Origin of the sequence: Limnohabitans rimovensis (SeqCode) (assembly GCF_965234775.1) — a bacterium.
Classification (GTDB): domain Bacteria; phylum Pseudomonadota; class Gammaproteobacteria; order Burkholderiales; family Burkholderiaceae_C; genus Limnohabitans; species Limnohabitans rimovensis.
The window spans coordinates 394,435-409,523 of record NZ_OZ248566.1; the positions used below are offsets into that span (position 1 = coordinate 394,435).

Annotated in this window: 14 protein-coding genes; 11 read left to right on the forward strand and 3 right to left on the reverse strand. The window is 53.2% G+C overall.

Going from position 1 to position 15,089, the window contains the following annotated elements; all coding sequences use genetic code 11:
* Complete coding sequence (locus AC8GFZ_RS10750) at window positions 1-735, reverse strand: SDR family oxidoreductase (protein WP_506644877.1); 735 nt, start codon at window positions 733-735, stop codon at window positions 1-3.
* A gap of 258 nt (window positions 736-993) precedes the next feature.
* Here AC8GFZ_RS10750 and AC8GFZ_RS10755 point away from each other — a divergent pair, with 258 nt between their 5' ends.
* From AC8GFZ_RS10755 to AC8GFZ_RS10795, 9 genes are all read left to right on the forward strand, one after another.
* Window positions 994-1,674 carry a hypothetical protein gene (locus AC8GFZ_RS10755; RefSeq protein WP_506644878.1) on the forward strand — a complete coding sequence of 227 codons (681 nt, stop codon included), beginning with the start codon at window positions 994-996 and terminating at the stop codon, window positions 1,672-1,674.
* Between the two features lie 32 nt (window positions 1,675-1,706).
* The gene (locus AC8GFZ_RS10760) at window positions 1,707-3,467 is read left to right on the forward strand and encodes a flavin-containing monooxygenase (RefSeq protein WP_506644879.1); all 1,761 of its coding nucleotides are present in this window, start codon (window positions 1,707-1,709) and stop codon (window positions 3,465-3,467) included.
* A gap of 275 nt (window positions 3,468-3,742) precedes the next feature.
* The gene (locus AC8GFZ_RS10765; protein WP_506644880.1) at window positions 3,743-4,126 is read left to right on the forward strand and encodes a lipocalin-like domain-containing protein; all 384 of its coding nucleotides are present in this window, start codon (window positions 3,743-3,745) and stop codon (window positions 4,124-4,126) included.
* Between the two features lie 804 nt (window positions 4,127-4,930).
* On the forward strand, window positions 4,931-5,923 hold the full coding sequence (locus AC8GFZ_RS10770; protein WP_506644881.1) for a substrate-binding domain-containing protein: 993 nt from the start codon (window positions 4,931-4,933) through the stop codon (window positions 5,921-5,923).
* A 207-nt stretch (window positions 5,924-6,130) separates the two neighbouring features.
* Window positions 6,131-6,598 carry a hypothetical protein gene (locus tag AC8GFZ_RS10775; protein WP_506644882.1) on the forward strand — a complete coding sequence of 156 codons (468 nt, stop codon included), beginning with the start codon at window positions 6,131-6,133 and terminating at the stop codon, window positions 6,596-6,598.
* A gap of 82 nt (window positions 6,599-6,680) precedes the next feature.
* Window positions 6,681-7,937, forward strand: coding sequence for an MgtC/SapB family protein (locus tag AC8GFZ_RS10780; protein ID WP_506644883.1), 1,257 nt, complete (start codon window positions 6,681-6,683; stop codon window positions 7,935-7,937).
* A 118-nt stretch (window positions 7,938-8,055) separates the two neighbouring features.
* Window positions 8,056-8,481: a universal stress protein gene (locus AC8GFZ_RS10785; protein WP_506644884.1), complete on the forward strand. Its 426-nt coding sequence runs from the start codon at window positions 8,056-8,058 to the stop codon at window positions 8,479-8,481.
* 132 nt (window positions 8,482-8,613) lie between these two features.
* Window positions 8,614-9,729, forward strand: a complete 1,116-nt coding sequence (locus tag AC8GFZ_RS10790; protein WP_506644885.1) for a DSD1 family PLP-dependent enzyme — start codon at window positions 8,614-8,616, stop codon at window positions 9,727-9,729.
* An 84-nt stretch (window positions 9,730-9,813) separates the two neighbouring features.
* Window positions 9,814-10,863: an Ldh family oxidoreductase gene (locus AC8GFZ_RS10795; protein ID WP_506644886.1), complete on the forward strand. Its 1,050-nt coding sequence runs from the start codon at window positions 9,814-9,816 to the stop codon at window positions 10,861-10,863.
* 37 nt (window positions 10,864-10,900) lie between these two features.
* Here AC8GFZ_RS10795 and AC8GFZ_RS10800 read toward each other — a convergent pair whose 3' ends face one another.
* Together AC8GFZ_RS10800 and AC8GFZ_RS10805 are read right to left on the reverse strand one after the other, a co-directional pair.
* Window positions 10,901-12,649 carry a cation:proton antiporter domain-containing protein gene (locus AC8GFZ_RS10800; RefSeq protein ID WP_506644887.1) on the reverse strand — a complete coding sequence of 583 codons (1,749 nt, stop codon included), beginning with the start codon at window positions 12,647-12,649 and terminating at the stop codon, window positions 10,901-10,903.
* Window positions 12,650-12,667: 18 nt separating this feature from the next.
* Complete coding sequence (locus AC8GFZ_RS10805; RefSeq protein ID WP_506644888.1) at window positions 12,668-13,246, reverse strand: TMEM165/GDT1 family protein; 579 nt, start codon at window positions 13,244-13,246, stop codon at window positions 12,668-12,670.
* Window positions 13,247-13,349: 103 nt separating this feature from the next.
* On the opposite strand from AC8GFZ_RS10805, the gene AC8GFZ_RS10810 reads away from it, so the two are divergent.
* Window positions 13,350-14,315, forward strand: a complete 966-nt coding sequence (locus tag AC8GFZ_RS10810; protein ID WP_506644889.1) for a Bug family tripartite tricarboxylate transporter substrate binding protein — start codon at window positions 13,350-13,352, stop codon at window positions 14,313-14,315.
* Window positions 14,316-14,333: 18 nt separating this feature from the next.
* Entirely contained in the window at window positions 14,334-15,086 is a 753-nt protein-coding gene (locus tag AC8GFZ_RS10815) for an SDR family oxidoreductase (protein ID WP_506644890.1), read from the forward strand.
* Window positions 15,087-15,089 lie beyond the last annotated feature (3 nt).

Sequence of the window (15,089 nt, forward strand, 5' to 3'; positions counted from 1 at the left end):
TCAGACGGAACCTTGAGGTCTCAACTCGATCAGGTCGGGACACAGATTGGGCGGTGATTGAAGGGCATACAAAACGGCAGACGCCACCTCGGCTGGGCTCAAGGGAGAAAACTTCCGATTTTGAATGGCTGCGACCACAACCGGGTGGTCACTGCTGGCGCGGATATCGGTGTCCACCATCCCTGGCGCTATCTCACTGACCTTGATGCCGAATTCTTGTAACTCCATGCGAAAGGAACGCGCCATGGCTGACAGCGCGTGTTTGGTGGCGCAGTAAGCGGAGGCAGTTCGGTAGACCTCTCTGGCTGCAATAGACGTCATGAACACCAAATGGCCCTTGCGACGGGTCAGCATGTGGCGCGCCACACGTTGCGTTATTTCGATTGAAGCCAGCACATTGGTTTGAAACATCCACGAAAAATCTGTGGATTTCAAATCCATGATGGGGGCATAACGCAGCACACCCGCGTTGTTCAGAAAGACATCCACATCGGTCAATTCAGGCTCGAGGGCATCCAAATATGACGCCTCGTTGAGGTCCCCGGCAAACCAGCGCAGGCTGCCCTTGGGCGCCAAGTCTTGCAAAGACTGCAAAGCCTCTTCATTTCTACCCAAGGCCAGCACCTTCATGCCTTGAGAGGCCAAAAGCAAAGCGGTTTCTCTGCCAATCCCAGCAGAGGCACCAGAGATCAATATTTTTTGACCAGACAGAGTTTGTTCATGAGGGGTCATCATGTGCAGTCCTTTTCAATTCGTGATCGTCGATGTTAAAGCGGAGTTTTCCAGCATGGCTTGGACGGCAGATTGGAGCATTGGTTTCTGCCTGGTGATTAATGGTTATCCATGACGCCATTTGTCCAAAGCGCTTGGGCTATCAGCGCAAAATGGCACACAGTTGTTTTACAAAAAACCGCTCGTTCGTGGTTGGTGTATCTGGACAACCGATCATCGCCAATTTGGGAGCGATGGCAACTTCCATCAAGGGTTTTTACTATGAGTGAAAAGGGTGCACTGGCTTATTGGTTCGACATAGCGCCAGAGGTCAGAGAGATGTGGCTGGAGTGGTATCTCAGTGACCACATGCCCAGCAGGGTGGGCACGGTTTTTTCTGCGGGTCGGTGCTATGAAGCCATAGACGCATCTTCCAGCCACATGGTGTTGTTTGAAACGCCCTTGGCAGAAGATTTGCTCGCGCCTTCGTATGTGGCGCTGCTCAAGCAAGTCTCTGACAGTGATCGTGAGCGTCGCGCCTGGTACAGCCAAACCGTGCGCGCCACTTGCCGGGTTTTATCGGTGCTGGGCAACGGCACGGGTGGTGTCTTGGGGGTGGTCCGCATTCGCGGTGCCAAAGCACGTCAATCTGATATTCAAGCGTGTTTGACGCAGGATATTTTGCTTCTGTTGGGCGCGTTTTCCAGCATAGGAAGCGTTTCTGTCTTGTGCAATGATCCTGACATTCGCCAGCGCATGGATCAGGTTCGTGTGACAGGTCACCAAGATGGCCACACGGATTGGGTGGTCCTGATGGAAGCTGGCCAGGAGCGAGATGTTCGACATGCTTGGAAAGCCATGGAACAGTCCAGTGCTTGGCAAAGCCTTCACTTGGGAGATGCTGTCATTCACGATCTTTACAGGCTGTTGTATGTCATGGTTCAATCCAGCCCAGCCCCATAACTGTGTTCAATCAAGTCAATTTGGAAAACCGCATGAAACCAGATCCATCGTCAACACTCTCCATGGCGCAAGATTGGCTTCGAAAGTTTGAACTGGCCCTTTCGCAGCCAACTGTCGCCGCTATGGACAGTTTGTTCAATTCGGATTGCCATTGGCGCGATGTGTTGGCCCTGAACTGGGAGATCATCACGCACTCAGGTTCAACAGCCGTGCCACAAGCTTTGATCCGCGCTGCGCGACACCATGGCCCGCATGATTTCAAGGTCAATCAGCAGCGCTTGCCTGCGCAGTGGGTCAAGCGAACCGATGTTGACACCATTGAAGTCTTTTTTGACTTTCAAACCAAGATCGGGCCATGTGAAGGGGTGGTCAGACTGACGCAGGCGTCCGAGACGAGTGCACCCAAAGCTTGGACTTTGATGACCGCATTGGTTGAAATTGCAGGCCATGAAGAACGCTTCAAGCGCAAAGCCAAATTGAGCGATGGTTTCGGGCGCAGCTTTCTGGGCCCCAACTGGCTGGAAAAGCGTGAAAAAGAAGCCCGCTATGAGGACCGGCAACCCACGGTATTGGTCATTGGTGCGGGACAGGCTGGTTTGTCCATAGCCGCCCGGCTGAGACAGCTGGACATCGACTGTTTGGTGATTGAGCGCAACCCCAGGGTCGGAGACAACTGGCGCAAACGATATCAAGCGCTGGTGTTGCACAACCAGCGAACCGTCAATCATTTGCCCTACATCCCATTTCCAGATGTGTGGCCAGAATTTTTGCCCAAAGACATGGTGGCTGCTTGGTTTGAAAATTATGTCCAAGCCATGGAATTGAATGTCTGGTGCAACACCGAATTTGTCACCGCCCAATTTGATGAAAAGGCAGGGCATTGGAATGCCCAATTGACCTGTGAGGGTGTTGAACGGCATCTGCAACCCCGTCACATCATCATGGCCACCGGGGTCAGTGCCATACCCGACCGAAGCCCTGTGGCTGGATTGGAGGCCTTCAAAGGTGAGGTTTTGCACTCCGCAGACTACAAGTCGGCACAGAAGTGGGTGGGCAAAAAGGTCGTCGTCTTGGGCACAGGCACCAGTGGTCACGATGTATCACAGGACCTGTGTGAGCACGGAGCGCATGTGACGATGGTGCAAAGAAGCCCGACCATGGTTCAAAACGTCGAACCCACAGCGCAGCTGCCGTATGTGCTTTATGGACAGGGCATTGACTTGGCTGAGTGCGACTTGATCACCGTGGGCACGCCAATGGCTTTGTACCGTGCCTCCAACCGCATCAACTTGAAGTTGGCCCTTGAGTTGGACAAAGAAACCATGGAAGGTTTGAGCAATGCCGGCTTCAGGCTGAACAAAGGTGAAGACGGCAACAACTGGCAAATGATGTATTTGACACGGGGTGGTGGCTATTACTTCAATGTCGGATGCTCTGAGCTGATCAGTCAAAAGCGAATTTCCTTGATCCAAGCCCATGATATTGAACGCTATGAGGCCAATGGGTTGCGCCTGAAATCTGGTGATTTGTTAGAGGCAGATTTGGTGGTCACAGCAAAAGGGTATTTGGGTCAGTCGGCGATGGTTGAAAAATTGTTTGGAAAACCTTTGGCCGACAAGGTCGGCCCGATTTGGGGCGTCAATGAGCAGACCCAAGAACTGTGCAACATGTGGAATCCAACGCCGCAACAAGGTTTGTGGTTTCACGCGGGTAGCTTTGCCCAATGCCGCATCTTTTCAAAATATTTGGCCCTGCACATTCAAGCCTGTGAATTGGGCATGGCTAAACATTAAGCGATTATTCGTTTTTTGGAGTTGTGCATGCATCGGTCTCACGTCAAATGTCGACGGGAAACATTGGACTCATCACCCAACAGAGCCCATGAGCGCGTTAATCTGATATCTTTCAGCTTGGTTGAGGTGTTTGTAGGTCATAAGCGACTTCGACTGCCAGGTCAAGAAGCTTTGAATGCTAAACATCCTCAGCCATCCAACCATCAGTTATTCAAAGTTGCACTTCGTGCTTGAATCTGCCTTTCATAAAATATCGTTAAAAGGAGACAAAGAAAATGGATGATTTACAAGGTATTTGGCGCCTAGATGAGGCACGTGCATGGGATTCGAACGGAAATCAAATGCCACCTCCATACGGTCTTAATCCCATAGGACAAATTGCTTTTTCCAATGATCGAATGTTGGCTTCCCTTTGCAACGGGGATGCCACGGTGCTCCAAAGACGTGATTACATGTCGTATGGTGGCGTTTACCAATTTGATGGAAAGGTGCTTGACTGCTTGGTGGACATTGCTTCTGATGCACACCGTGTCGGTGGCCACGAAATTCGGCAAGTCGAAAGGGTCGGTCAGCAAATCATGCTCAGGCCGCCGGCGCGAATGTATGGTGATGTGATGCAGCAAAGAGAGTTGTTGTGGACCAAGGTCTGGGCACCCTGATCTCTGCCGTTGGCCACCATTGGCGTTGGCCCCAACCACCCTTACCTATGTGAAAGCCAATTCAATCCTGGGACGGTTCCAGGTTTGGACTTAACGCGAATCCGGCCTGTCCCCACCAATGGAGCTTTGCCAGTTGTGCAGTCCTAGATGGTTGGCGATACACAGGTTTTTTGTCATGTCGTCCGTGGTGTTGCCAAAGGCGCGGACCAATTGCCTTCGGGCTTTGTCCGTCACGGCGCATGGGCCCTTCAATTTTGACCTTGCTTGATTTTGAGCGCTATCGTGGGGTAAATCGCAGGGGCTTGATACACAGCTATTTGGAGATGAATGCGATTGTTTTCGAAATCTTATGTGCCAAGGCAAGCTGCTGAGTATTTTCTGAATTAGTCTCTCTTCCCCAAGTAAAGCAGCGCATTTTTAGCATATTTCTTGAGGTAATAATTTGAAAGGGTACTGCTCATTTTCGTTGTTTCAGGGTACCTTTCTTTCAGAACTGGCTGTTAATATCAATCGGCATCGTCCCTTTGAAGCCTGAAATAAATGGAGAAAAGAAAAGTACTTGAAGTTTCAAAGAGTCACGTTTTGACGCATCAAAAAGATATGCATTTCACTCGTTTCTGCCGGAAGTGTTGCTCAAGCGACAGCGAACCCAAGGCCCAAATGATGCTGTGGTTTGTTTTTGGAAGCGAAGCCCAGATGTAACACTATGATTGATGATTGTCGGCTTAGGTACTGCTGAGTTGGCTCAATCACCACGCACTTGTCGCGGTGGTGAAATTTAATCATCAAAGTTGGAGAACCCCAATGGGTAAATTGCGCGTCACCTTGGCATGCTGGGACTACGACAGAACATCGGCTTTGGCCAATGGCACCGTGGTGGCAGACGGCTTGGACATCAATTATTTGTCATTGCCCGTGGAGGAAACTTTCTTTCGCATGTTGCGCAATAAGGAGTTTGAATGCGCAGAAATGTCGCTGTCCTCATACTGCGTCTCTTTGATGAAATCTGAACCAGACTTCATTGCCATTCCGGTTTTTCCGTCACGCATGTTTCGGCACAACTCCATTTACGTGAACGTGGATAGCGGAATTCAAAGCCCTTCTGATTTGATCGGCAAAAAAATTGGAACACCTGAGTATCAAATGACCGCTCCGGTTTGGATTCGAGGCATTTTGGAGGAGCACTACCAAGTGCCCCACACCAGCGTTCAATATTTGACCGGTGGGGCTGAAACGGCTGGACGCGATGAAAAGATCAAGTTGCAATTGCCGCCAGAAGTGAAAATTTCTCCCATCGGCCCCACCCAGACCTTGACCGAGATGATTGCCAATGGCGACATCGATGCCATGCACACGGCACGCGCACCGTCGAGCTTTTACACCCAGCCCCACAAAGTCAAAAGACTTTTTGAGAATTATCCGGAAGTGGAGTTGGAGTACTACCGAAAAACCAAAATTCTGCCCATCATGCACACCGTCGTGATTCGCAGAGATGTGTATGAAAAAAATCGTTGGATGGCCCAGTCTTTGTTCAAGGCCTTTGTCATGTCGCAAAAAGTCACTTATCAGTCTTTGCGCGAGGTGGCGGCTTTGAAGACCATGTTGCCTTGGTTACCCGCCCATGTGGAGCAAGTTGAAAAGGAATTGGGCCCTGATTGGTGGGCCTACGGTTTTCAGAGCAATCGACACGTGTTGGAAACCTTCTTGCGCTATCACCATCAACAAGGTTTATCCAGCCGCTTGCTCAAACCGGAGGAGTTGTTTGCGCCAGAGACCTTTGACGCATTCAAAATCTGAACAAGGCCCTTTGGGCCTACGGACGTTGAGTGCCGTGTCTCCTGGCTTGTTTTTGAGGGCCGGTATCAAAACCCTGCGTTGAAGCCTGGCTTTTGCCAAAGCTTGATGCATATCAAGCTGTTAATGGTTGTCACGCCTACGATGGGGCATTGATGGCCGCAGTCTTCTTTTCATGTGGCCATCCGATCTCTGCGAAAGGAACCCCACATGAAGACCCAGGCCACCAATCACCAATTGGGCTTGTGGGCCTTGGTCAAAAGATCCAGGCCCATCAACCTGATCACAGGTCCGATGATTTACAGCGTCATCGTGCCTTTGTTGGTGTTGGACGCATTTGTAACGCTGTATCAATATTTGTGTTTCCCCATCTACCAGGTGAAGCCTTTCCGGCGATCAGACTTTATTGTGTTTGACCGCCAGGAGTTGAAATACCTGGATTGGATTTCGAAATTTCACTGCACCTATTGTGCTTACGCTGTGGGCTTGATCGGTTTCGTCAGCGCAGTCATCGGTGCCACTGAAGCCTATTTTTGTCCCATCAAGCACCATTCAAAAAATTCTCACGCTTCCAATCGAACTTATTCATACGTGGCGTTCGAACAAGCTGACGACTTTGACTTTGATTCGCGATTGAATGGCATGCGCGAAGCCATGATGAAACAACGCAATTTATGACCGGTATGGATGAAGGCCTGTTCAAAGGATTCGAGTGTTACAACCGCAGGGAATGCGGTTATGGCGCAAGCCCTCGGGCCTGATGGATGAGTTGATACCCGCCATATCCAGCCTGGAAAACCTGGGTTTGGCCCTGGGCATTGGGTTGTTGATTGGTGCCGAGCGAGAGCGCAGCAATGCAGCACTGCCCAGCCACATTGCAGGCATTCGAACCTTCGCCATCAGTGCATTGGCCGGTGCAGTGGCTGTTACCTTGGATGGGGCGGGCATCTTTCCTGTTGTGTTGATTCAATTGGTGCTTTTGATTGGCATTGGCTATTGGCGAAGCAGCCTCCTCAACCCGGGCGTGACCACGGAGTTGGCCTTGTTCATGACTTGTCTCATTGGTGGTTTGGCAGTGACCCAACCCACCTTGGCGGCTTTCAGTGGGTTGGGCTTGGCTGTTTTGTTGGCGGCTAAAAAACGCATGCACGAATTTGCGCAAAACATTTTGAGTGCCAGTGAATGGAAGGATTTGGTGTTGTTCACCGCTTTGATCCTGATTCTCTACCCATTGACCCCGGATGTGGACATGGGCCCTTGGAAGGCCATCAATCCGCATCAGTTGGTGCGCTTTGTGGTGCTGATCATGGCCATCGGAGCCCTGGGGCACATCAGCAGTCGCCATTGGGGAGGTCATCATGGTTTGGCATTGACTGGTTTTGCCGGTGGTTTTGTTTCCAGCACGGCCACGGTGTATGCGATGGGAAAACTTTCGCGCGACATGCCAACGCAAATACATGGCGCTGTGATGGGCGCTGTCTTGACCAGCGTATCCACCATCATTCAGCTTTTTTTGTTGATCAACCTGATCTTGCCGCAGCAGGTGATGGTTTTCAGTTGGCCATTGCTGTCGGGCGTCATGTGCGCCATTGTTTATGCCACGGCGATGTGGTCCCGGGCAGGCCCCCCATTGCCAGTCCAAGAGCCCTTGATTTCTGCCCACCTGTTTGAATGGAAGTCCACCTTGACGTTGGTGGGCCTGGTGGTTGTTGTGATGCTGTTGTCTGCTGGCATGAACCATTGGCTGGGACAAGAAGGCATCTTGATCACTTCAGCCATCGCTGGCTTGGCGGATGCACATGCCATCGTGGCCTCCATGGGCTCTCTGGTTCAGTCGGGTCAGATCGCGGTCGAACAAGCCCAATGGCCCATCGTGGCTGCATTGCTGAGCAACATGGTGTCCAAGTCTTGGGTTGCATGGCATTCCGGCACAGCGGCCTATTACATGCGGGTGATTTTGGGCCAATTGCTGGTGATGACGGGTATTTTGATGGCCTTCGTCCTCACCACTGCCTGAGTCCACAGCTGGCTTGGGCTGTTTTCCCTTGCCGCTCAATTGAGGATTGTTTGCGCCAACGCAAATTTAAATGCGCCAAAGCGACTTATGGTGAAGGCTTTTACCCAGGAGTCTCAACATGAAAATTCTTGTCCCCACAGATGGTTCGGTATGTGCTTTGCGTGCTTTAGATTACGCCATTGAAATGGCTCATTTAATGGGCAATATCGCCAGTATTTCCTTGCTGTCTGTGCATGATGACACTGGTTTAAAGCATGTCAGAAAACATTTTCCCAAGGGGACCATTGAAGACTATCTGCATGATTTGAGTGCCAAAGAGTTGAAGGTGTCCAAATCCAAATTGGACAAATCAAACCTGGACCATGAAGTCATCATCAAAACAGGTCATGTGGCCGGAGAAATTGTCAAAGTGGCTAAATCGGGCAAGTTTGATTTGATTGTGATGGGTGCCAAGGGCCGGTCGACCTTTACCGACTTGCTGATCGGTTCAGTGGCTCAAAGGGTGCTCAGTGCCACCCATGTGCCGGTGACTTTGATCAAGTAGGCCCATACGATAGGCTGGGGTGATGCCTTAAAATTTATCGGACTATATGGATGATTTGCCTGCGACTGAGCTGATCCATTCAGATCCGGAGCCAAAAATGATTGATCTTTCTGCCTTGAATGGGCTTGGGCGGTGAGCCCATGGTCTGCCGCTGCGCTGGGTGATCCCGTCGCGAACATTGAAACCCCAGCCTTGGTGTTGGATTTGGATGCCTTTGAGCGCAACTTGCTGCGCATGGTGGAGGCATTGAAGGGCAGCGGTATGCGCTTGCGGGCACATGCCAAAAGTCACAAATGCCCTGAGATTGCACATCGGCAAGTGGCGATGGGGGCGGTGGGTATTTGTTGTCAAAAAGTCAGTGAAGCGGCGGTATTTGTCAATGCGGGCATTCAAGATGTGTTGGTGACCAATCAAATTGCGTCTATGGCCACAGCCCGTCATTTGGCCAACTTGGCCCACAAATCGCGTATCGGTGTGTTGGTTGACGATATCCAACAGGTGCTTTGGTTGCAGCAGGCCGCCAAGGATGCTGGCGTTAGCCTGGATGTCTATGTGGAGATTGACGTGGGCTCAGCCCGATGCGGGGTGGCCCCAGGTGATGAGGCTGTGGCCTTGGCCATGCAAGTTGATCGATCGAAACCCTTGCGCTTTGCCGGATTGCAGTGTTACCAAGGTGCGGCGCAACACATGCGTCAACCTGAACAAAGGAAAGCCGCTATAGCGCAAGCCAGTGAATGGGCGCGCATGACAAAAGACGCCATCGTCGCCAAAGGGGTGGCTTGTGAGCGCATCACTGGTGCAGGGACTGGGACGTTTTGGCACGAGCGCGACTCAGGCGTGTTCAATGAAATACAAGCAGGTTCGTACATCTTCATGGACCGCGACTACAGCGACAACCAATCGGCTGCAGGGGATTGTGCGTTCGAGCATGCTTTGTTTGTGCAGACAACGGTGATGAGCCAAACCAAGTCAGGCAGGGCCATCGTTGATGCGGGACTCAAAGCCTCGAGTGTGGACAGCGGCATGCCAGCACTTTGGCAAAGGCCTGATTTGACGTACATCAAGGCCTCGGACGAGCATGGTGTTTTGGCGTTGACACCCCAAGCCCAGTTGTCATTGGGCGACAGGCTGTGGTTGGTGCCGGGACATTGCGATCCGACCGTTAATCTTTATGATGAATTGATTGGCGTTCGCCAGGGGCGCGTGGAGTCCATCTGGCCCATCAGCGCACGCGGTGCCTTGTTGTGATTGAGAGCGCCGCAGAGGCGATGCGACCGCCGCGGGCAGCGGAATGGTTCGAACCTAGCCATTGGCGAACGATGTGAGGCCCCCATGACCTATGACCCGATTCAACTGAAACAGTTTGCTCAGTCCTTGTTGCAAGCGGCGGGCTTGCCCGAGCTGAGGGCCGATTGTGTCGCTGAGGTGTTGTTGGAGGGGGATTTGCTGGGACACACCACCCATGGCCTGGCCTTGTTGGCGCCGTATTTGAACGAAATTCAGTCGGGCTCCATGCAAACAAAAGGTGAGCCTTTGGTGATCAGTGACCACCCCAGCGCATTGCTTTGGGATGGGTGCCGATTGCCTGGCCCTTGGCTGGTTCGCCAAGCGATGGCTGTGGCCATGGCGAGGGCAAAAGTCAATGGAACTGGTACGGTGGTGATCAAGCGCAGCCACCACATTGCCTGCTTGGCCGCTTATCACCCCTGGGCCACTGAGCAAGGCATGGTCATGCTGCTCCATTCATCAGATGCCAACACCGCCAGCGTGGCGCCTTTTGGCGGACTTGACCCTGTGTTCACGCCGAATCCCATGTCTGCGGGCTGGCCAACTTCTGAATCGCCTGTTTTGGTGGATGTATCCACGTCCGCCACCACCAATGGCATGACCAATCGCATTTACAAAGAGGGAGGGCAATTGCCGGCGGCGTGGGTCATGGACGGCCATGGCCATAGCAGCCGTGACCCTGCTGTCCTGTTTCAAAAACCTGTTGGCACCATATTGCCTTTGGGTGGCATGGACTCAGGCCACAAGGGCTACGGATTGAGCTTGACGGTGGAGGCCTTGACGGGTGGTTTGGCGGGTCACGGTCGGGCCGATCCACCAGAGGGCTGGGGTGCGACGGTGTTCTTGCAAATCCTGGACCCCCAGGCGTTTGGTGGACTCGCTGCTTTTCAGCGCCAAATGGATCAGGTCAACATGCTGTGCCATTCGGCCAGACCGAGCAAACCCGGTGAAGATGTGCGTTTGCCGGGTGAGCGCGGTTTGCGCCACAAAGCGTTGGCCACGTCAAAGGGTTTGGCACTGCACCCCAGCATCATGCTGATGTTGCAAACTTGGGCTGACAGATGGCAGGTCGCTGTGCCTGCCCCACTGGACTGACCACCTCAAACAATCGCTAACGATAGAAGAGGGCGCTTCAATGGGATGACGCGTTGGAGTCATCCTTGAAACCTGCGTAGCGCGTTTGCCGTTGTGACTGAACCAAGCGGCGAACGCGTCGCGCTGGAATACCAATGTGGTGCAAAGTTTGGCTGGCCAAACTCAGACTGGCTTCAAAAATTTCTGGAACCACATCCCGCGCACCTGCTTCGCGGAAATCGTTCAGGTCATGGTCGTCGCGGGTGCGCACCACCACAGGCACCTCAGGCGCATGGGCCTGAACCAAGGCCAGCACCTTGAGGGCAGAGGGGGTGTCCTCGTAACTGATCACCACGGCCGATGCACGGGCCAAGCCCGCAGACATCAAGCTGGCCAATTGAGTGGCATCGCCGTACTCCACTCGGTGACCGGCCAGCATGGCAGAGTGCACCACATCTGGATGCAATTCCAACGCAAGATAGCCAATCTGCTCTGACTCGAGTAAGTTGCACAGGTTTTTGCCGGTCCGGCCAAAACCGCAAACGATCACATGGTGATCGATGTTGATGGTGTGTTGGGCCAATGCGGTGATGCTGAGGGATTGTGAGAGCCAGTCATCGGCGGCAAATCGGTACACCAGGCGGTCTGCGTACTGGATCAAAAATGGCGTGGCCACCATGGACAAGACCATCGCTGCCAGCACCGGGTTGGACCACAGCGGATCGATCAGCCCGTTGCTCAAGCCCAGGGACAGCAGCACAAATCCAAATTCACCGGCTTGCGCCAAATAAATACCTGTCCGCGCAGCCACCCCCGTGGGAGCACCAAAACCATGGGCCAAAACGGCCACCAACAGCGCTTTGACGGCAATGGGGACCAGGGCCAGCACCAGCACCCAGGCCCATTGTTGGTACAGCACCGCCCAATCGAGCTTCATGCCAATGGTGATGAAAAACAAGCCCAGCAGCACGTCATGGAAGGGCCGAATGTCATTTTCAACGCGTTGCTTGTAATCGGTCTCCGCAATCAACATTCCGGCCAAGAAAGCACCCATGGCCAGTGACAGGCCCGCATGTTCGGTGAGCCAAGACAAGCCCAGGGTCATGAGCAAAATATTGAGCATGAACAGTTCATCGCTTTTGCGTTGATCAATGGTTTTCAGCCACCAGCGCATCAGCTTTTGACCACCCCACAGCAACAGCATCACCAAAGCTGTGGCCTTGAACATGGCCAGGGACAGGGTGCTCCACAAATTGCCTTCATTGACTTTGCCCAGTGCCGGAATCAACACCAGCAAAGGCACCACCGCCAAGTCTTGGAACAGCAAAACGCCCATCACGCGTTGACCATGGGGTGTTTCCAATTCGGCCCTGTCGGCCATCATTTTGACGACGATGGCGGTGCTCGACATGGCAAAGGCTGCGCCCAGCGCCAGTGCGCCTTGCCAGCTCAAGTCCCAGGGTATTCCCATGGATTGCAGCAACCACCACAACAAGGTGTGCCCAGCCACAGCACCGAGCAAGGTGATCATGACTTGGGCCATGCCAAAGCCAAAAACCAGTTTTCGCATCCCCATCAGCTTGGGTAAATTGAACTCCAGGCCAATCACAAACATCAGGAAAACAACACCAAACTCGGCCAAATAGACCACGCCCTTGTCGTCGGTGAAATTTTCATTGAAGGCGTGGCCCAACAAGATGCCTGCCAACAAATAACCCAGCATGGCTGGCCAATGCAGCAACCTGCAAACCACCACACTGGTGACAGCGGCAAGCAAATAGATCAAGGTGATGTCGAGGGCATTCATCGTCAATGGTCCATCGCGTTAAAACCCAATTCGTTCACCAGCACCCAAAAGGGTGGCAACCCCCAGGGCTGCAAAAACCAATGCGGCAGCCGCATGCACCCACTTCAAGGATATTTTGCTGGACAGCTTGTCGCCCAGAAAAACCGCTGGCACATCGGCGATCATCATGCCCAGGGTGGTGCCGGCAACCACCTTCCAGGCATCCATGTAATGCGCCGCCATGGCCACGGTGGCCACTTGTGTTTTGTCGCCCATCTCTGCCAAGAAAAATGTAACGAAGGTGGCGCCCAATACCCCAAACCGATGGGAGGCAATGCTGTCATCGTCTTCCATTTTGTCCGGAATCAGGGTCCAGGCCGCCATGGCCAAGAATGAGATGCCCAGCACCCAGCGCATGACTTGAGGGCTCAGCGAGGTGGTGATCCATGCGCCGAGCGCGCCGGCCAATCCGTGGTTGATGATGGTGGCCAAAAAAATCCCCGCGATGATGGGCACGGGGCGCTTGAAGCGAGCCGCCAGCAAAAAAGCCAGCAGCTGCGTTTTGTCGCCCATTTCGGCCAAGGCAACCACGCCTGTCGATACCCAAAAAGATTCCATGAATGTGACGATGCTTGGAGGAGTGGCAAAGCTTGATTGTCTCGCATGAGTCTGCGGCACTGCGGTTAAACTGATTTAACTGTTTTTCCAGCCATGGGGTCATATGCGCAACTTGAAATCTTTATGTGTGGGTGGATGGCTGGCCCTTTGGCTAGGCCTGGTGGGTGCTCAAAATTACCCCGCACAACCCATCAAATTGATTCAGCCTTTTGCCCCAGGCGCGGCGAGCGAGGTGGCTTTGCGCATCGTGGCCGAACGCTTGAGTGTGGCCTTGAAAACCACTGTGCTGATTGAAAATCGACCCGGTGCGGGTTCTACCTTGGGCGCCGATTCAGTGGCCAAGGCCACTGCTGACGGCTACACCTTGCTGGCCAGTTACAACTCATCGATTGCACCCGGCCCCTTGATGTATACCAAGATTCCCTACGACCCGATCAAGGATTTTCAGCACATTGCACTGATAGGTGTCTACCCCCAATACCTCATCGTGCGCGCAGACCATCCGGCCAAATCGATTCAAGACTTTCTCACCACCGTGCGAAACAAGCCTGGCACGGTCAATTACGCTTCAGCCGGCGTGGGCACTTCTGGCTTTTTGGTGGCTGAATTGCTCAAGCAAACGCTGTCTTTGCAAATGACCCACATTCCTTACAAGGGACCGGCACCGGCCATCACCGATCTCTTGGGTGGGCGCCTGGACATGGTGTTGACCGCCAGTGCCACAGAATTGGTCAAGGCCGGCAAGGTCAGGGTGCTGGCGGTGAGCAGTGAAAAACGCGTGCCCATGTATCCAGACATTCCGACCTTGGAAGAGATTGCGCCTGGCGTTCAAGCGGTGTCTTGGGTGGGTATTTCTGCCCCAGCCCAAACCCCCAAAGCGATTACCAGCCGATTGGAAAAGGAAATTTTGGCCGTGCTGAATACGCCCGACATGCAAGCGCGGTTGTCAGAGCCTTCATTGGGCTTGTTCCCATTGACACTGGGTTCAGACAAGTTTTCTGAATTCATTCAAAAAGAAATGCGCACATGGTCGCCGGTGATCAAAGCGGGCAATATTCGCGTGGACTGAACAGAAAGGGATTGAACCATGTCAGAGATTGTGATCATCACCGGAGCCAGCCGTGGCATTGGTGCCGCCACTGCGCGGTTGTTGGGTGCCAAAGGTTTTTCTGTGGTGGTGAATTACAGCAACTCTGAGGCCGCAGCCCTGGAGGTGGTGGCCGATGTGGAGCGTTCGGGCGGCAGAGCCATCGCTGTCAAGGGCGATGTGGGGAACGAAGCCGATGTGATCCATTTGTTTAAAGAAACAAAACGGTTCTTTGGTACCCCCACTGGCTTGGTCAACAATGCGGGCATTGTGGGTTCACACAAGCGGCGCATTGAAGACATGGACGTGGCCATCATGACCGAGGTGATGCGCATCAATGTGATCGGTGCCTTGCTGTGCGCCCGCGAAGCGGCGAAATGCATGTCTACCCGGCATGGCGGAACCGGCGGCGTGATTGTGAATGTGTCTTCTATTGGTGCTCTGACGGGCTCGCCTTTTACCTTCATGGACTATGCCGCGTCCAAAGGTGCCATGGATACCTTCAATCAGGGTTTGGCCACTGAACTGGCCGCTTATGGCGTGCGGGTCAATGGCGTGCGTCCGGGCTTGATCGATACCGACATCCATGCTTCGGCAGGGATGGAAGACAGGGTCAACAAGGTCGGTGCCAAGATGCCGGTCGGTCGTGCAGGCAGCGCTCTCGAAGTGGCGGAGGTGATTGCGTTTTTGCTTTCACCCGCTTCCTCTTATGTGACCGGTAGCATGGTCAATGTGTCAGGTGGCGTGCGCTGAGGC